Origin of the sequence: Rhodococcus sp. ACPA4 (assembly GCF_002300185.1) — a bacterium.
Taxonomy (GTDB): domain Bacteria; phylum Actinomycetota; class Actinomycetes; order Mycobacteriales; family Mycobacteriaceae; genus Rhodococcus_F; species Rhodococcus_F globerula.
In genome coordinates, this window is sequence record NZ_NSDY01000002.1 from 748,853 (window position 1) to 766,700 (window position 17,848).

Here is a 17,848-nt window from a genome sequence, read left to right on the forward strand (position 1 = left end):
AGTAAATCTCTCGCACTTTCTCTCGATACCAAAGGGGTAGCACGATGGCGCAGTTCGTAGCCGCGATAGACCAGGGGACCACCTCCACACGTTGCATGATCTTCGATCACAGTGGGCACGTGGTTGCCGTCGAACAGCACGAGCACACACAGATCTTTCCGCAGGCAGGGTGGGTCGAGCACGATCCGATCGAGATCTGGGACAACGTCCGCAACGTCACCGCGGGCGCGTTGGCCAATGCGGACCTGACCGCGGCCGATATCGCATCCGTCGGAATCACCAATCAGCGAGAGACGGCGGTGGTGTGGGAACGCGCGACCGGAAAACCCGTCTACAACGCAATCGTCTGGCAGGACACGCGTACCGATCGGATCTGCACGGCTCTTGCCGGCGATGACGGACCCAAAAAGTACACGACGGTCACTGGATTGCCACTCGCAACGTACTTCTCGGGTCCGAAGGTCAAGTGGATACTCGACAATGTCGAGGGTGCTCGCGAGAAGGCCGAAGCAGGCGAGTTGTGCTTCGGCACGATGGACACCTGGGTGCTGTGGAACATGACCGGTGGTGTCGAAGGCGGAGTGCACGCCACCGACCCCACCAACGCGTCGCGCACTCTGTTGATGGATCTCGACACTCTCGCATGGGATTCGGCGATCTGCGCCGACATGGGTATTCCCGAATCCATGCTTCCCGAGATCCGTAGCTCGTCCGAGATCTTCGGATTCGTTCGTGAGCGTGGCACGCTGTCCGGAGTGCCGATTGCAGGAATTCTCGGCGATCAGCAAGCAGCGACCTTCGGTCAGGCCTGCCTCTCACCGGGCGAAGCGAAGAACACTTACGGAACCGGCAACTTCGTGCTCCTCAACACCGGCACCGAAAAGGTGATGAGCAAGAACGGATTGCTGACGACGGTCTGCTACAAGATCGGTGACCAACCGACGATCTACGCGTTGGAAGGATCGATCGCCGTGACCGGTTCGCTGGTTCAGTGGTTGCGGGACAACCTCGGAATGATCAGCAGTGCAGCAGATATCGAGGTGGATGCGCGTTCGGTGGACGACAACGGCGGAGCGTACTTCGTGCCCGCATTCTCGGGTCTTTTTGCTCCCCACTGGCGTGCGGATGCCCGCGGCGCCATCGTCGGCCTGACTCGGTTCGTGAACAAGGGCCACCTTGCCCGTGCGGTGCTCGAAGCGACCGCGTATCAGAGCCGTGAGGTCATCGATGCGATGAACCTCGACTCGGGCGTCGATCTGAAGGTTCTCAAGGTAGACGGCGGAATGGTCGCGAACGAACTGCTCATGCAGTTCCAGGCCGATCTGCTCGATGTCGAGGTGATCCGTCCGGTGGTTGCAGAGACCACGGCATTGGGCGCGGCGTATGCAGCCGGTCTCGCAGTCGGGTACTGGGACAGCGAGGACGATATCCGCAGCAACTGGGCGAAGGACAAGAGTTGGACGCCTTCGATGGATTCGGCCGAGCGTGACCGGTTGTACGCAGGATGGCAGAAGGCCGTCACACGGACCCTGGACTGGGTCGACGCGGACTGATCCTGCGTCCCCAATTTCTACCTATTTTCAAGTGAAGGAACCCTTTTCATGAGCACAGCACAAGCATTGAGTCCGTCCTCGCGGGCGGAGTCGCTGAAGAAGTTGGAAGAAACCGAACTCGATGTCCTGGTCATCGGCGGTGGCGTGGTCGGCGCGGGCAGCGCACTCGACGCCGCAACTCGAGGACTGAAGGTGGGCTTGGTGGAGGCACGTGACTTCGCGTCCGGAACCTCGAGCCGGTCCAGTAAGTTGTTCCACGGTGGACTGCGCTACCTCGAGCAGTTCAATTTTGCGCTCGTGTTCGAGGCACTGCGTGAGCGGTCCCTGGTACTGAACTCGCTGTGTCCGCACCTTGCGAAGCCGGTGCCGTTCATCTACCCGCTCGAGAAGCTGATCGACCGGCCGTACGTCGGTCTGGGCATCGGCGTTTACGACGTGATGGGCGCAGGCCGTGGGGTTCCCTCACACCACAAGCATGTGGGAAAGAAGAAGACCCTCGAATCGTTCCCTTCCGGAAAGCGTTCTGCCATCCGCGGTTCGGTCAAGTTCTACGAGGGACAGGTAGATGATGCCCGGCACACGATGATGCTGGCGCGCACGGCAGCCGAGTACGGCGCGCTGTGCGTCAACAGCACGCGCGTCGTCGGTTTCCTCCGCGAGGAGGACCGGGTTGTCGGTGTGAAGGCAGTGGACCTGGAAACCGGTCGCGCGTTCGAGATCCGGGCTCGCCAGGTCATCAACGCAGCAGGCGTGTGGACTGACGAGATTCAGGAAATGGTCGGTGGGCGAGGACAATTCCAGGTCCGCGCGTCCAAGGGCGTTCACCTGGTCGTCCCGCGCAACCGCATCAACTCGTCAACCGGAATCATCACGCGGACCGAGAAGAGCCTGCTGTTCGTGATCCCGTGGGGAAGCCACTGGATCATCGGTACGACGGACACGGACTGGAACCTCGACCTCGCGCATCCGGCAGCGAGCCGAAGCGACATCGACTACATCCTCGGTCATGTCAACAAGCTCCTCCAGGACGAGCTGACGCACGAGGATGTCGTCGGTGTGTACGCGGGACTGCGTCCGTTGCTGTTCGGCGAATCGGATTCGACCAGCACTCTCTCCCGTGAGCACGCGGTGTCGAGTCCGGTTCGGGGTTTGACGGTGGTGGCCGGTGGCAAGTACACCACCTATCGCGTGATGGCCAAGGACGCAGTCGATTCCGCGGTGCACGGACTCGAGCAGAAGGTGCCGAAGTCGTGCACCGAGCGTATTCAGTTGGTGGGCGCCGACGGTTACTTTGCCGCGTACAACAACCGGCACCTCACCGCTGAGCGCACCGGACTGCACGTTTCGACTATCGAACACCTGCTGGGTCGCTACGGCACTTTGGCTGACGAGTTGTTCGAACTCATCGAAGCGAGGCCGGAACTGGGACGGCCTTTGGACTCTGCCCCCGAGTACCTCGAGGCGGAGATTCACTACGCCGCGAGTCACGAGGGTGCGCAGCATCTCGACGACATCCTGACCCGCCGTACTCGTATATCGATCGAGGTCACGGACCGCGGCGACGCGGCAGCCGCGGAAGTAGCCGAACTGGTTGCGCCGGTGTTGGGTTGGACCCCCGAGCACATTGCCGAGGAGATCGAGCACTACCGGTTGCGCGTTGCAGCCGAGCGGGAATCTCAGGAGCAGCCCGACGATCTGACGGCTGATGCGGCGCGCCTGGGTGCACCGGACGTTCGCACGGGCGTCACCGTAGGGTGACTTCCGCTGTGCGCCTTTATTAACCGCGCGGGGGTTAATAAAGGCGCACAGCAGAGCGGCGCGAACGCCGTACCTGCGCGTACTCGTAGGCGTTCTGCCAGGCGACGGTGGCCACCAGCACCCAGATGATCCACGTTGCGCTCATATGTGTGCCGACGACGCCCATGACGATGGGGATCGCGGTGCAGGGGATCGCCCAGCCGAGCAGCCACCGTCGGTCCGACCGCGCAAACAGCCCTGCCACCGTGCTGATTCCGAAATAGACTGCGATGCTTCCGCACAACAGCCACCGCAGATTCGCGGGCGTATGCTCCGCACCGTGTTCGGTTGCCGCTCCGAGTCCTGCGACCAGAACCGCGATTGCGCCGGTGGTGAAACAGTGCATGGCCATGTCGATGCGAGCGGGAAACTTCTCGGGCTGCAGGTGCGGAACGCCGGCGTGACCGTAGAGAAGCGAGAGCGCCCACATACCCGAGAGCAGGACAAACGACCCGACGGCGAGGCTGACCACCGTTGAGTCCCAGGTGAGCTTCGAGGCCGCGGAGATCACGAGGATCACACCCTCGCCCAGCACGATGATGACGTACAGGCCTAGCCGCTCTGCAAGGTGAGCCCGTTCGGAGTGCAGGGCTTCGAGTTCGGGCATCCGATCGTCCTTGAACCCACGGATCTTGATGATGCGGTCGAGCTTTTCCTGCGCGTCTGCCATGATCGCGGTGCCGGAGACGATGAACATGATCAGCAGATCGATGGTCACACCGGCGGTCCAGAGCCAGAACCGAGTTTCGCCCTCGAACCAGAACGAGACGATCCACGGAATCACGCCGAGAGACATCTGGGCGATCGGCCAGTCCACGACTATCTGGCCGTTGTGCCACACCCGACTCGCGAGCAGACGTACGGCCACGTAGGCGACAGCGAAGGCCAGCGCATGGTTGTCGTGGATGCCGGCCACGGCCGCCATCATGACGGCCAGTCCGAACATGGCGATCAGCATGCTCGGGATTCGGACGCGGTCGCCGGCAATGTTGCCGTACATCGTGAACGTCGCCCACGCGGTCCAGAACGCGAGATAGAGCAATGCGTAGAGCGCGACATCCGACCACGACGGCGAACCGTGGAGCAGGTGAGCCAACTGACCGATACCGGCAACCACGACCAGGTCGAAGAACAATTCGATCCATGACGCGTGTCGCTCGAGCACCGCCTTCTGCTTCGAGTCCGGTTCATTTCCGAGTTCCGACATAAAGCTCAGTATCGGTTATCGGCATCAACCGTGCTGGTAGGCAGCGAACTTGTCCGTTTTCTCGAAGTTGTGCTTATGCTGTCCATTGAGTGATCTGGATCATAGTTCGGGTGAGGTGGTCGACGTGCACGGTAGCGGTAACCTCGCGCTGTCCGCTGCGGACTACGACCGTGTCTTTGCGATCCTCGACTACTGTTCGGCCGCGAGAACGCTCGATCAGCTCAAGAACCTCCTCATGGTCGCGTTGCACGATCACTACCGCTGCCCCAACACCACCTTCCTCGTCGGTCCCACATTCACGTCGGCATTCGCTGACCCGAATCCGGTGACCACGGGTCGGATTACTCCGATTCTCGACGAGTATCAAGCGCGGTGGTATCCCGATGACGTGTTCGCGACAGCGCAATCTCGGGCAACATTGATGTCGTCCCCGGCCATCACCCACACTCAATTATTGGATGTGCCATCGGAATCGGCGACGTACCTCAGCGATTTTCTTTATCGCAAGCGTTTGCACAGCGCAGCGGTCATGCACCTCCAACTGGCTCATGGCGTTCACGGATTGGTCGGGATTTTCGATTCGGAGGGCAAGGATCTGTCCGCGACCGACGTGGCGGGCTTGGGGATAGTGGGTCGGCAACTATCACTGTTGTGTCAGACCTTGCCCGGTCAGTCGAGTCCGAGTTGGCAGGAAAAGTTGACGCGGCGGCAGCGTGATCTTGCCGAACTGTTGGCCGACGGCCATACCAACGACGAGATCGCGGTGATCTTGTCGTTGAGTCCCGACACGGTGAAGAAATACGTCAGCCGGATCCTCGCTGTGCTGCACGTGCGCAATCGGGCGGAGTTCGTGAAGTTGGTCTACCAGCACAAATTGGCCGACCAGCAGGCCTGAAATTATCCACTTTCGTGCACTGTGACTGGCGTCACTCAATGGATAGCCTTTGTGTGCACGGCCAAGAATTGGACCACGGCACAAGGAGAAACTCATGAGCAGGCTTCGCTTCGGGTATTTCATGGCACCGTTCCACGTCCCCGGACGTAATCCGACGGCAGCGTTGCAGCGCGATCTCGAACTGGTCGAACATCTCGACCGGTTGGGCTACGACGAGGCGTGGTTCGGTGAACATCACTCCGCCGGAAGCGAAATCATTGCATCACCGGAAATCATGATTGCCGCGGCATCGCAGCGGGCACCGCGAATCCGGTTCGGAACCGGCGTGACGTCGCTGTCGTATCACAATCCTCTGTGGGCAGCTGATCGAATCATGCAGTTGGACCATCTGACTCACGGTCGCACGATCTTCGGCGTCGGGCCCGGATCGTTGCCCACCGACTCGGCGATGATCGGACTCAATCCGACAGACACGCGAGAGTTGTTGCAGGAGAATCTCGACATCGTCGTTCGGCTGCTCCGTGGCGAGACGGTATCGGCAAAGACGCGCACTCACGAGTTGTTCGACGCGAAGCTGCAACTTGCCCCGTATTCGGAGAACGGTATCGAAATAACCGTTGCCGCAGTCGCTTCCCCGACCGGGCCACGACTGGCCGGCACACATGGTCTGGGTTTGCTGTCCATCGGTGCGACCCTGTCCGCCGACGGTTTCGATGCGCTGGCACATCATTGGAACGTGATGGAGGAGCGCGCAGAAGCCGACGGCACCACGGTGGACCGTCGCAGGTGGTCTCTGGCGGGGCCGTTCCACATCGCGGAAACCGAGGCGGAAGCGCGCAAGCAGGTGGAGTACGGAATCGAGGAGTGGTTCGACTACTTCCAGCACGTCGCGGCCTTCCCTCAGATGGCGGTCTCGGGGTCTCGTTTGAACGAGATGATCGACTTCGTCAACGAGGCGGGAATCGGCGTTATCGGCACGCCGGAGCAGGCTCGGCGTCAAGTGCAACGACTGTGGGATCAGTCCGGTGGATTCGGATGCATGCTGCAGATGGGACATGACTGGGCGAATCCGCAGGACACGCGTCGTTCGGCAGAGTTGTTCGCGCAGGAGGTCTTTCCCCATTTCCAGGGGCAGGCGCAGGCCACGTTGGATGCAGCGCAGCATGCACGGGCCGTCCGGGAGGGACATGCCAAGGCACAACTCGACGCGGTGGATCATATGACGAAGAAGTACGCCCAAGAGGTCGCAGACAAGGCCTGACGTGTACATCAGGGTCGAGGAAGGCCGGGTCAGCGTCGAGGATGCCGGGAACCTACGGGACTTCCATGTCGAGGTGCCGTCGGACATGACCGAGCGTGAACTCGACGAGGTGCTGCGCGCCCGGGATTTCGGTTATGCGCGCGGTGCGAGCGCTTTCATTCTCACGAAGCGAATCGAGAACGCTGCGGCAGGCGTAGCGGAGATGATCGACTACGCCAAGAGTAAGGGCTGGATAGACGAGGACGGAAAAGCCCTGCAAGCCCACGTTGTTCGCACGTAGCGGCTTCTTTCAGACCATGTCTTTCTTCTGTAGCCATCGCAAGATGGGCCAACCGCAGAAGACGGGCAGCCAGCAGGTCAGCACGCGGTAGAGGAGGACCGACGGGACCGCAATGCTCGCGGGGAGTCCGAATGCCGTCAGGCCGCCGATGAGGGCGGCCTCGACGGCACCGACGCCGCCGGGTGTCGGGGCGGCAGATGCAAGCGTTCCGCCGATCATGGTCACGATCGTGACGGTGATGAACGTTGTTCCGCCGCCGAACGCTTCGACGCTGGCCCACAGTGCCAATGCTGCGCCGAGAGTTGTTGCCGCACTTCCGCCGACGATGATGAGGAAGCGTGTGGGGTTACGTGCCAGCTGACTCAGTTCGCCGAGAACCTCGGTGATCTGTGGCTTGAGATCCTCGTTGAGCCAGCGCCGCAGTTTGGGGATGAACATGAATGCGCCCAGAATTCCCAGGGCGATGCCGCCGATGAGGGACAGCACTGTTGTTCCGGGGATGAAGTGCGACAGGTTGGCATCTCGGCCGGCCACGACGGAGAAGAAGATCAGCAGACCCACGTGGGTCACTACTTGAACCGTCTGTTGCAACGCAACTGCAGCTGTGGCTCGGACGGTTCCGAGTCCACCCTTCTGGAGGAAGCGCACACTCAGTGCCAGGCCGCCGACACCGGCCGGCGTGGTGGTGGCCGCAAACGTGTTGGCCACCTGCATGATCAGCAGATGCCGATAGCTGACCATCGACGACGCGCAGGCCCACAGCGCTGCCGCGGCACCGACATACGTCAGTGCTGAGACTCCGAGTCCCAGCAGTGCCCACCACCAGTTGGCGGTCTCGAGTTCGGACAGGAATGTCGGCACCTGAACCACGAACGGGTAAGCGACGTAGACCAAGCCGATGAGGAGCACCAGCTGGATGATCTGATTGCGACTGAATCGTGTGACCTGTGCCGGGGCGACTTTCTCGATGCCGTTCTTGGCGCCGACTTCGTCGCGGATCTCGGTCATCAGCGGGGTGGAATCGGGGATTCCCTTGCGGATTCGGTTCGGCATAGCTGAGGCGGTCAATCGTCCGGAAGCGGCAAGAATTGTTTCCGCGCCCTGGGTGCGGATAGCCGCGTCCACAGCCGACTCGACGCCGAACAGTGCTGCCGTGGTGAGGAGCAGCTGTGCGTTGTCCGATTGCATCTGCACGTCGGTAGCGCCGAATTCGGAGTAGGCGTAACCGCCGAACAGGACTCCGCCGCCGTCGATGTGGATCTCGGATGCGCGGAGGTCGCCGTGTGCCATCTGGTGGACGTGTGTCGTGTGCAGTGTCTGCCACAGTGTGTCGACAAGCTTGGTGGACGGACCGTCCGCGTCGAGATCCTCGGTTTTCTGATCCCGGGCAGCGACGGTGAGTGGGATCCCACGGGGAGTGGGGCGAGCGTACATTTCCCAGCCACGATCGAGTGGTGCGGTTGCCACTGCCTTGGAACTTGCGAGTCCGATGTCGGCAAACGCGATTCCCATCAACGCACGATGTTCGACGGCTCGGCGGAGCGACGCATGACGCGGCGGAGTCTCGCGATTGCGCAGGGAAATCCAGCGGAAAGTCTGCCGGATCACGCCGCTGCTGCGCTGATTCTGTCCGTACAGTTCGACGGTCAGATCCTCGCAGAGTTCGTCGTCGGGGACTTCGTCGACGGCTGCGGACAGTACGAGTGGACCGAGACCTGAGGGGCTGACCACTCGGAACGCCGTGACCCGGTAGCCGCGTTTCGACAGCACACGCACTGCGGAATCGAGCGGAACTTCGAGAGCGGGTGTGCCGACCAGCAGGACGATGACGGCACCGATGAGATAACCGACGGCCAATCCGAGCATCGACCGGGCGGGCACGATCGCACTGACGACGAGGTGGATCGGCGCGAACAGCAGAAGCAAGGTCCACCAGACTCGTCGCCACTTCTTTGCCAGCCACGGTCCGGACACGGTCAGAACGGCGGCCAGCATCGCGATCCAGCGGGGATCGTCGAGGAACTGGGACAGGAAGGTGGCGTCGAGGCGGTCGGGCACGTCGAGGTGCCATTTCGGGGCGGAGAGGCCGGTTCCGGTGAATGACAGCGCCACCAGCGCGCACATCGCCGCCGCGGCATACCCGGCAAACAGTTTCCAGCGTCTGCCGACGATCAGTTCGATGAGAATCGCGAACGGCAGAGCCAGGATAGAGAGGCCGTACAGCAGGTACACCGTGTCGGACAGGCTGGGCGAGAGAACACCGACGATGTTGGACACGGAGGTCTCGAGGGCGTCCCACTGACTACGGGTGATCAGCGAACCGGCGATCACACCGCCAAGGACTACCGCAGCAAATACGACGCGCATGATGTCGCTGGTTCTGCGTTGCAGCGGCGGCAGCAGACTTCCCGTTACCGGGATGTCCCGTCCGTCAACACGCATATCCTCAGAACTCTTCTCATGCAGGTATCGGCAGCCGTTGTGGTTACCTCGACTCAAAGTACCGTGCCGGCGTCAGTGCGCCGCAAGGCAGCGACGTGTTGTCCATCCGCGAGCAAGCACGTGTTGCCGCGCGTTCGCGGTAAATGCAGCAGAGATCGTACGTGGCCGGACATCAGAGCGTAAAATTCACATTCCGGATGCTCGACGGTAAGGAGCGCACCACTTATGAGTCCTGAGTCGAACGGTGTCGACGGTCGGGTTCCAGACTTGTCCGTCAAAGGCGCCAGAATCTCCGTGACCGAGGACTACGCGCACGAGATCGACGAGATTGCGAACCTGACGGACAAACTCGGTGGGCTGGAGCCTGCCGAATACGCGGATGCCTGGAAACAGGGGTACCCGTACGAGAAGAAGATGTCGCGGCGGGAGTACGAGCGTAAGAAGCGCCGCCTCCAGATCGAATTGCTCAAGCTGCAGTTGTGGGCCAAGGAGACCGGTCAGAAGATTCTGATCATCTTCGAAGGGCGAGACGCGGCGGGCAAGGGTGGTTCCATCAAGCGGTTCACAGAACATCTCAATCCGCGTGGCGCGCGCGTCGTTGCCCTGGAGAAGCCGACCGATATCGAGCGCACACAGTGGTATTTCCAGCGGTACGTCGCGCATCTTCCGAGTGGCGGCGAAATCGTGATGATGGACAGGTCGTGGTACAACCGCGCCGGCGTCGAACGTGTGATGGGGTACTGCACGCCGACGCAGTATCTCGAATTCATGCGGGAAGCACCGGACTTCGAGCGGATGCTCGTCAACTCCGGGATTCACCTGCACAAGCTGTGGTTCTCGGTGAGCCGTGAGGAGCAGTTGGCGCGGTTCGCCGCCCGTCGAACCGACCCGGTGCGTCAGTGGAAGCTTTCACCCACCGACCTTGCCTCCCTGGACAAGTGGGACGATTACACTCAGGCCAAGGAGGCGATGTTCTTCTACACGGACACCGGCGACGCTCCGTGGACGGTGATCAAGAGCAACGACAAGAAACGCGCTCGGCTCGAGGCGATGCGTCACGTGCTCGCCTCCTTCGAATACCCCAACAAGGATCACCGGGTTGTGGGAATCCCGGATCCCCTGATCGTCGGACCGGCGTCAGCCGTCTTCGAAGAGGGCGAGCACGTCAACGTCGAGTTGCCGACCCTGGCCTAGGTCCGCCTGTTCAGATCGAACTGGCCTCCGCCCACAGATTGATGCCGCTCTCACGCGCGTGTCGATCGATGGAGGCGAGTTCGTCGGCGCTGAACTCGAGATTGTCGAGTGCTCCGACGTTGGCTTCGAGCTGCGGCACACTGGATGCTCCGATCAGCACCGAGGTGACGCGCGAATCGCGGAGCGCCCAGCTGAGCGCGAGTTGCGCCAATGACTGGCCACGACCACGGGCGATGGCGTCGAGGGCCCGGATGTGGGTCAGAGCATCGTCGGTGAGCCACGACGGGTCGAGTGATTTGCCTTGTGCCGCACGTGAATTCTCGGGGACGCCGTCGAGGTAGCGGTCGGTGAGCATTCCCTGGGCCAAGGGGGAGAACGCAATCACGCCGACGCCGAGTTCGTCGACAGTGGCGAGTAGATCCTGTTCGATCCAGCGGTTCAGCATCGAGTAACTCGGCTGGTGGATCAACAGCGGAACACCGGCTGCTTCGAGTAGTGCGGCGATCGCGCCGGTGCGCTCGGGGGAGTACGAACTGATCCCCGCATACAACGCCTTGCCCTGCTGGACGGCGCTGATGAGAGCTCCGGCAGTCTCCTCGATCGGGGTCTCCGCGTCGGGGCGGTGACTGTAGAAGATGTCGACGTAGTCGACACCGAGGCGGCTCAGCGACTGGTCGAGTGAAGCCAGCAGGTACTTGCGTGAACCGCCGAAACCGTAAGGGCCCGGCCACATGTCCCACCCGGCTTTCGACGAGATAATCAACTCGTCGCGATGGGATGCAAAGTCCTCCCGCAAGATCCGTCCGAAATTGGTTTCGGCACTGCCGTACGGCGGGCCGTAGTTGTTGGCCAGATCGAAGTGGGTGATGCCGAGGTCGAATGCGCGTCGTAGCACGGCCCGTTGGCGGTCGATGGGGACGTCGTCGCCGAAGTTGTGCCACAGGCCCAGTGAAATGGCGGGAAGCTTCAACCCGCTCTTGCCGGTACGACGGTAGGGCATGGTGTTGTAGCGATCGGGCTGCGCGACATACGGTTCGGACATTGTTCCTGCCTTCGATTCAGTGGTGCGTTGACAGATCCTTGAGTTCGATCAGCAGTCGTGCACCGCCCAACGGGCTGTCGTGGAACGATGTGCTGCCGCCGTGTATGGAGGCTTGCTGCGCTACCAGTGCAAGCCCCAACCCGGAACCGGTCTGACTCGCAGTGGACCCGCGGGTGAATCGCCCGAACACTGCTTCGCGCTCGTCTACCGGGATACCTGCCCCGTTGTCGTCGACGGTGATGGTGAACTCGGCGGGTGCGGCGGCCCGATAACTCAGCGTGATACGCACTTCGGTGGCACGGCCGTGCCGCACGGCATTGGTGATGGCATTGTCGAGAATCAGACGAATTCCACCTGGGAGTGCGTGAATGCGATACGGCACAGGCGAATCGGCGGCGTCGACGCTCACGCGCAGATCCGGATACAGGCGCATCGCCTCCTCGGCGGCGATATCGCACACTTCGATCAGATCGGTGTCCTTGAAGTCCTCGGACGTGGACAGTTCGCCCTTCGCAAGTCGCTCGAGGTCTCGCAGGGTCGATTCCACCCGGCCTTGAGCGCGGGCGAGATCAACCAGAATCTCTTGTCTCTGAGACTGGTTCAGATCAAGGGTGGACAGCACTTCGATATCTGTGCGCATTGCTGTCAGCGGAGTGCGTAGCTCGTGTGCGGCAGCGGAGGCAAAGTCGCGGGCAGTTGCCAACGCCGACGTCGTGGCAGCTTGTGCGCTGGCGACGTCCTTGAGCATCGACTCTGCTGCTGCCGCAAGCTCGTCCGCCTCTCGGATGCCGGAAACCTGCGTCGCGAGGTCCGGGTCGCGTCGGGCGATCCGGCGGGTCAATTCCACCAGCGGACGCACAGCGGGGCCGCCGAACAACCACCCAAGGGCGGCGGCAGCGGCCACGGCGCCCAGTCCGAAGAAGGCAACCTGACGTTGCTGTTCGACCGTGATGTCGCGAGCTTCTGCATACGGAACTGCCAGTGAGACAAGAGCGTTGATGCCTTCGGCTTTCGAGGTGTATGCGCGGTACTTGGTTCCGTCGACTTCGACGGTTTCCGAACCCGGCGGCAGTTCCGGCAACCGGGTGGGTGTGCTCGACATGACCGTTCCGTCGGTGGCGGTGCGGATCGTCACCGAGAACGCGCCGGCGTCCCCGAACGCTCCGAGGAACGGGCCGGCCGTCGCAGCGTTGGCCACGAGTACCGTCGACGCGGTTTCGAGGCGACGGTCCAACTGTGCCAGGTTGTTTCGTGCGATGGCCAACGCCACGACAGCCCCGAGTGCGAGGACGATGAACGTGGCCCCCAACGCGGCAGCGGCAGCTACTCGGATTCGGAGTGAGTATTGCCGAGGCTTCACGGATTTTCCCGCAGGACAAAACCGACACCGCGCACGGTGTGCAGCAGTCGCGGCGAGCCGCCCGACTCGAACTTGCGGCGAAGATATCCGATGAACACGTCAACGACGTTGGTGTCCGCGACGAAGTCGTACCCCCACACAAGTTCGAGGAGGCGTTCGCGGGTGAGAACGATTCCGGAATTGTGTGCGAGCACTTCGAGCAACTCGAATTCGCGTTTGGTCAACGGGACCTCACTGCCGTCGACGCGAACGCGTCGTCCGGACAGGTCGATGTCGAGATTGCCGACGCGCAAGGTGTTGGCGCCTTCGCCGCGGTCACTGGCCGGGGCATTGCTCCGCCTCAGCATTGCCCGGATCCGAGCGATCAGTTCGGCGAGGACAAAGGGTTTGACCATGTAGTCGTCGGCTCCGGATTCGAGTCCGGCGATCCTGTCGTCGACAGAATTTCGGGCACTCAGCACACAGATGGGGATTTCGTTGCCTGCAGCGCGTAGCGCGGTGACGACTCCGGTGCCGTCGAGTACCGGCATGTTGATGTCGAGAACCACCGCGTCAGGATGCTTGTTCGCGATCACACGGAGGGCGTCGGCGCCGTCGACCGCCGTCAGGACGGTGAATCCCGTAAGCCTCAATCCGCGTTCGAGGGAAGAGCGGACGTCGGCGTCGTCGTCGACCACGAGGATGAGCGGAGTGTCGGTCACCGCCCTATTGTGCCCGCGGGATTGTCAGATTTGGGGATCAGACCGGTAAATCGGTGCCGTCCGGTCGTAGACCGGCCATGAACACCGCGACCAACCTCGGGACCAGGTTCGGCATGGCCTCGTCGGACAGTTCGATTTGTGGGCGGGTCAGTTTGGCCAGGGCCATGACAAATTCGAGGGGTTGAAGATCGGCGCGGACCAGTCCGGCGCTCTGAGCGGCGCCGATTGTCGCGGTCATCTTCGCTTTCGTCACCTCGCGCACTGCCAGAACTTCGGGGGCCAACTCGGTGAAACTATGTTCCACCAGGGCAGGAATGAGCGCACCCAGGCGCAGTTCCACGAGCCGATCCACCAACGTGTGCCACGCGTTTGTCGGATCGGTTGGCATCGCTGTGAGGGCGATGTCCGCAGCCTCTCGGACGTCGGTCAGCGTCGCGACGGCGACCGCGGTCACCAGGTCCTCGCGCGTCGGAAAATTGCGATAGAGCGTGGCTATCCCCACTTTCGCTAGTTCTGCGACCGCGTCGAGGGGGGCGTCGTGCCCACGCTCGGTGAACACCGCTCGTGCGGCGTCGACTATTGCGTTCCTGCGTTCGCGTGCATCGGCTCGCACATTCACCTCCGGTATTGACAGTTCATCATAACCGGAGGAATATCTTCCACAAATAGTGGAGGAAAAACTTCCACTTAGGGAAGGTGATCATGAACGTCGAAGCTGAAGCACGGGATCGCAAGAAGCTGGTGGCCGTGGTGTTGGGCTTGTCCGCCGTGATCGGGCTGATGCTGCTCGCTTTCGTGCTGCCCTCGGTAAACAGTGGCCCGCACGAACTGAAGTTGGGCATCACCGGTCCAGTCCAGGCAACCACGCAGATCAGCGCCTCGCTCGAGGCGACCAAGCCGGGTGCCTTCGACACCCAGAACTTCGCCGATGTCGACTCCCTTCGCGACGCGATTCGCAATCGAGACGTGGTCGGCGGAATCGCCGTCGACGCGACCGGCCCTCACGTGCTGATCGCGACCGCCGGCGGTACGCCGATCGCTCAAACCCTGACCGGGGTGGCCAACGGCCTCTCGGAGGCTTCGGGGGCACAGGTGCCCGTCGAAGACGTTGTGCCGCTGACGGCGGACGATCCGACTGGTGCTGGGCTCACGGCATTGGCCCTGCCGCTGGTGTTCGGAGGAATCATGCCTGCTGTTGTTCTCGTGCAACTGTTTCCGCGCAGTATCGTCAAGCGAGTGCTGGGCGCCGTCGGCGTCGCGGTTGTCGCTGGTTTTGCACTGACTGCCATTCTGCAGTTCGGCACCAATAGCCTTGACGGAAACTACCTGCTCACCGCCCTAACGCTCACCGTGGGTATTTCGGCTATTTCGCTCCCCATTCTGGGGCTCGAATCGCTGCTCGGGATGAAGGGGTTCGCGTTAGGCGCCGTCACGATGATGTTCGTCGGCAATCCGCTCTCGGGGATGGCGACAACGGCGGCGTGGTTGCCTGCGGGTTGGGGTGCGTTGGGGCAACTGCTCCCGCCGGGCGCCGCAGGGGCATCAGTCCGCTCGATGGCCTTCTTCGACGGCAATGGAGCAGGCACACCACTACTGGTGCTGTTGTGCTGGATTGCTGCGGGGATTGCGCTGTGCGTTGCCGCTGGCCGGAAGAAGTCGTCGACGCCGGTAGCCGAACCAGAGGCTGTGCTGGTCTAGCGTGCGTGGGTTGCGTACGGGGTCAGGTCGGGAATCGGCCAGGCCCCGTCAACGCGTTCCACGGCGAGTTCGGCGACCACAGTGTCCTCGTCCATCGGTAGAGGTCGGAGAATTCGAGGCTTTCCGGCCTCCCGTTCGACGTCGATGCCCGCGGAGGCCAGAGCGTCCTCGTCGATGACGGCGACGATCAGCGGCAGGGTCAGGTCGCCGAACACCAGATCGAGCACCGAAGCGAGTGCGTCCGGGGTGGTTGCGCGGATGAATCCCGCCTCGTCGTAACTGATTCCGCGAGTGGAGACCTCATATTCACCGAAGCGCTTGCACGCTTCCCAATCGTCTGCGATTGCGACGTGGACGAGTCGTTGTCCGGTCATGGGGTGCTCCTGTAAGGTTCTAGTTAATGAAACGTCAACGTAGCATTAATTGCGTGGCACCGTAATGGGGGACTTGATGGAGCAACCTCGCCGACGAGGGAGAACCAGTGACGCCGAGCGCGCTGACCGGCGTAACGAAATCCTCGACGTCGCGGTCGACTCGTTTCGGGAAGTCGGCTTTGCGCGAACGACCATCGATGCGATTGCCACGGCGGCCGGCGTCGCCAAGCGCACCGTGTACAGCTACTTCGGCGACAAGTCTGCGGTGTTTGCAGCTGCCGTCGCACGTCAGCACTCGTACGTCGAGAATGCAGGCAGTGGCCAGTCCGACCTTCTCGCAGCAGCAGTGGATATCGTCGTCGCCTTGCACAGCGAAAATTCGATTGCACTGCACCGCATGATGATCGGTGAGGCATTGCAGTTCCCTGACCTGGCGGCAGCGTTCTACGAATCCGGCCCAGCCAAGTCGATTGCCTTCCTGGAAAAGATATTGCTCGATCAGCACGGTGAGGAGGCTGCGCTGTGCGCGGATCAGCTGTACACCTTGCTGCTCGGTGAGGAACACCGTCGGCGATTGCTCGGGATCGCCTCCGAACCGACACCCGAGAAAGCTGGGCAACTTGCTGCTCGGGCGATGGGGTGCGTTCTGGGATCTGATCGGTAGGCTCGACGGGGTGAGCAACTCTGTGGTCTGGTTTCGACGCGATCTGCGGGTAGGTGACCTTCCTACCCTGAGTGCGGCGTCGGATGCCGGCGGTGAGGTGTTGGGGCTGTTCGTTCTCGACGAGAAACTACTCGGACCGGCAGGCTCACCCCGCCAGGATCAACTGTTCGCCAACTTGACGGCGCTCGATCAGCAACTCGACGGACGATTGATGGTTGTTCGAGGTGATCCGGCGGACGTGGTGCCCCGTGTAGCGGAATCCGTTGGCGCCGAAGAAGTTCACATCAGTGCCGACTACGGACCGTACGGCCGGCGGCGCGACGCTGCAGTGGCGGAGCAGGTGGAGTTGATCGCGACCGGTTCTCCGTACGCCGTAGCGCCCGGACGCGTCACCAAGGCCGACGGTGATCCGTACAAGGTGTTCACGCCGTACTTCCGTCAGTGGATGGAACACGGTTGGCGGGGCCCCGCGTCGACCGATACGCAGACCGTTCGTTGGTTCGATCCGAGCGGCAAGGACGGTGGCCCGCGCCGGGTGAAGATTCCCGTGCCATCCGGCTCCGTCAGTGATTTCGTCGGTGAGGCCGGTGCGCTCGAGCAGTGGAAAGAATACTGCGAGAACGATCTTGACCGGTACGACGACGAACGCAATCGGCCCGATCTCGACACCACCAGCCGGATGTCGATTCCGCTCAAGTACGGCACGATCCATCCGCGAACCATGTTGGCAGATCTTTCCAAGCGACTCGGCGACGGCGCTCAGGCTTATCGTCGCCAGCTGGCCTGGCGAGACTTCTACGCAGACATCCTGTTTCAACGCCCCGACAGTGCACGGAAGAACTACGACAACAAGTTCGACCGCTTACGTCACGACGGTGGAGCCGACGCAGACGCCGTCTTCACTGCCTGGTGTGAGGGCAAGACAGGTTTCCCGATCGTCGATGCGGGCATGCGGCAACTCGCGGCCGAGAACTGGATGCACAATCGGGTGCGAATGATCGTCGCGTCCTTCCTGGTGAAGGACCTGCACATTCCGTGGTGGCGCGGTGCGCGGTTCTTCATGCAACACCTCGTCGACGGTGATCTGGCGTCCAATCAGCACGGCTGGCAATGGACAGCGGGGTCGGGAACCGACGCGTCACCGTTCTTCCGGGTATTCAACCCGATTACCCAGGGCGAGAAATTCGACCCAGACGGGAGCTATGTCCGCCGGTGGGTGCCTGAACTCCGGGATGTGCCTGGCAAGGCAGTTCACTCGTTGAAAGCCATGCGGCCGGCGGACTATCCGGATCCGATTGTCGACCATGCGGTCGAACGTGAAGAAGCCCTGCGGCGTTACGGCGAGATCAAGGTGGAGTGAAACCGTCGATCGATCGCTGC

General features: G+C 62.0%; 16 protein-coding genes. 9 read left to right on the forward strand and 7 right to left on the reverse strand.

Annotated features, from left to right (window positions below; translation table 11 throughout):
* The first annotated feature begins 44 nt into the window (after positions 1 to 44).
* Positions 45 to 1,553, forward strand: coding sequence for a glycerol kinase GlpK (glpK, locus tag CJ178_RS26740; protein ID WP_033234112.1), 1,509 nt, complete (start codon positions 45 to 47; stop codon positions 1,551 to 1,553).
* Between the two features lie 48 nt (positions 1,554 to 1,601).
* Positions 1,602 to 3,311, forward strand: a complete 1,710-nt coding sequence (locus CJ178_RS26745) for a glycerol-3-phosphate dehydrogenase/oxidase (protein WP_045069054.1) — start codon at positions 1,602 to 1,604, stop codon at positions 3,309 to 3,311.
* A 34-nt stretch (positions 3,312 to 3,345) separates the two neighbouring features.
* Here the strand turns inward: CJ178_RS26745 and CJ178_RS26750 are convergent, their stop codons facing one another.
* Positions 3,346 to 4,557: a low temperature requirement protein A gene (locus tag CJ178_RS26750; RefSeq protein WP_033234114.1), complete on the reverse strand. Its 1,212-nt coding sequence runs from the start codon at positions 4,555 to 4,557 to the stop codon at positions 3,346 to 3,348.
* Between the two features lie 124 nt (positions 4,558 to 4,681).
* Here CJ178_RS26750 and CJ178_RS26755 point away from each other — a divergent pair, with 124 nt between their 5' ends.
* The 3 genes from CJ178_RS26755 (at position 4,682) to CJ178_RS26765 (ending at position 6,993) form a co-directional block, all read left to right on the forward strand.
* Positions 4,682 to 5,452, forward strand: coding sequence for a response regulator transcription factor (locus CJ178_RS26755; RefSeq protein WP_230590122.1), 771 nt, complete (start codon positions 4,682 to 4,684; stop codon positions 5,450 to 5,452).
* A 94-nt stretch (positions 5,453 to 5,546) separates the two neighbouring features.
* Positions 5,547 to 6,713, forward strand: a complete 1,167-nt coding sequence (locus tag CJ178_RS26760; RefSeq protein WP_095888387.1) for an LLM class flavin-dependent oxidoreductase — start codon at positions 5,547 to 5,549, stop codon at positions 6,711 to 6,713.
* A gap of 1 nt (position 6,714) precedes the next feature.
* Positions 6,715 to 6,993, forward strand: a complete 279-nt coding sequence (locus CJ178_RS26765) for a hypothetical protein (RefSeq protein WP_033234117.1) — start codon at positions 6,715 to 6,717, stop codon at positions 6,991 to 6,993.
* A 9-nt stretch (positions 6,994 to 7,002) separates the two neighbouring features.
* Here the strand turns inward: CJ178_RS26765 and CJ178_RS26770 are convergent, their stop codons facing one another.
* Positions 7,003 to 9,435 (reverse strand): lysylphosphatidylglycerol synthase transmembrane domain-containing protein, encoded by a 2,433-nt coding sequence (locus CJ178_RS26770; protein WP_033234118.1) that lies wholly within the window; start codon positions 9,433 to 9,435, stop codon positions 7,003 to 7,005.
* Positions 9,436 to 9,660: 225 nt separating this feature from the next.
* Between CJ178_RS26770 and ppk2 the strand changes: the two genes are divergently transcribed.
* Positions 9,661 to 10,629 carry a polyphosphate kinase 2 gene (ppk2, locus tag CJ178_RS26775; RefSeq protein WP_162487757.1) on the forward strand — a complete coding sequence of 323 codons (969 nt, stop codon included), beginning with the start codon at positions 9,661 to 9,663 and terminating at the stop codon, positions 10,627 to 10,629.
* A gap of 10 nt (positions 10,630 to 10,639) precedes the next feature.
* Here ppk2 and mgrA read toward each other — a convergent pair whose 3' ends face one another.
* The 4 genes from mgrA to CJ178_RS26795 are packed head-to-tail and all read right to left on the reverse strand — an operon-like array spanning position 10,640 to position 14,345.
* Positions 10,640 to 11,671, reverse strand: coding sequence for an L-glyceraldehyde 3-phosphate reductase (gene mgrA, locus CJ178_RS26780; protein ID WP_095888388.1), 1,032 nt, complete (start codon positions 11,669 to 11,671; stop codon positions 10,640 to 10,642).
* Between the two features lie 16 nt (positions 11,672 to 11,687).
* Positions 11,688 to 13,031 (reverse strand): sensor histidine kinase, encoded by a 1,344-nt coding sequence (locus CJ178_RS26785; RefSeq protein ID WP_033234119.1) that lies wholly within the window; start codon positions 13,029 to 13,031, stop codon positions 11,688 to 11,690.
* A complete protein-coding gene (locus CJ178_RS26790; protein ID WP_033234120.1) occupies positions 13,028 to 13,732 on the reverse strand; it encodes a response regulator transcription factor in 705 nt (234 codons plus the stop codon). The genes CJ178_RS26785 and CJ178_RS26790 overlap by 4 nt, the downstream gene beginning before the upstream one ends.
* 37 nt (positions 13,733 to 13,769) lie before the next feature.
* Complete coding sequence (locus CJ178_RS26795) at positions 13,770 to 14,345, reverse strand: TetR/AcrR family transcriptional regulator (RefSeq protein ID WP_033234121.1); 576 nt, start codon at positions 14,343 to 14,345, stop codon at positions 13,770 to 13,772.
* Positions 14,346 to 14,434: 89 nt separating this feature from the next.
* On the opposite strand from CJ178_RS26795, the gene CJ178_RS26800 reads away from it, so the two are divergent.
* Positions 14,435 to 15,430 (forward strand): hypothetical protein, encoded by a 996-nt coding sequence (locus tag CJ178_RS26800; RefSeq protein ID WP_095888702.1) that lies wholly within the window; start codon positions 14,435 to 14,437, stop codon positions 15,428 to 15,430.
* Here CJ178_RS26800 and CJ178_RS26805 read toward each other — a convergent pair.
* Entirely contained in the window at positions 15,427 to 15,804 is a 378-nt protein-coding gene (locus tag CJ178_RS26805) for a DUF952 domain-containing protein (protein ID WP_095888389.1), read from the reverse strand. The two genes, CJ178_RS26800 and CJ178_RS26805, sit on opposite strands and share 4 nt — an antisense overlap.
* A 76-nt stretch (positions 15,805 to 15,880) precedes the next feature.
* Between CJ178_RS26805 and CJ178_RS26810 the strand changes: the two genes are divergently transcribed.
* On the forward strand, positions 15,881 to 16,468 hold the full coding sequence (locus CJ178_RS26810; RefSeq protein WP_095888704.1) for a TetR/AcrR family transcriptional regulator: 588 nt from the start codon (positions 15,881 to 15,883) through the stop codon (positions 16,466 to 16,468).
* Positions 16,469 to 16,478: 10 nt separating this feature from the next.
* Positions 16,479 to 17,828 (forward strand): cryptochrome/photolyase family protein, encoded by a 1,350-nt coding sequence (locus tag CJ178_RS26815; RefSeq protein WP_095888703.1) that lies wholly within the window; start codon positions 16,479 to 16,481, stop codon positions 17,826 to 17,828.
* The last annotated feature ends 20 nt before the right edge of the window (positions 17,829 to 17,848 follow it).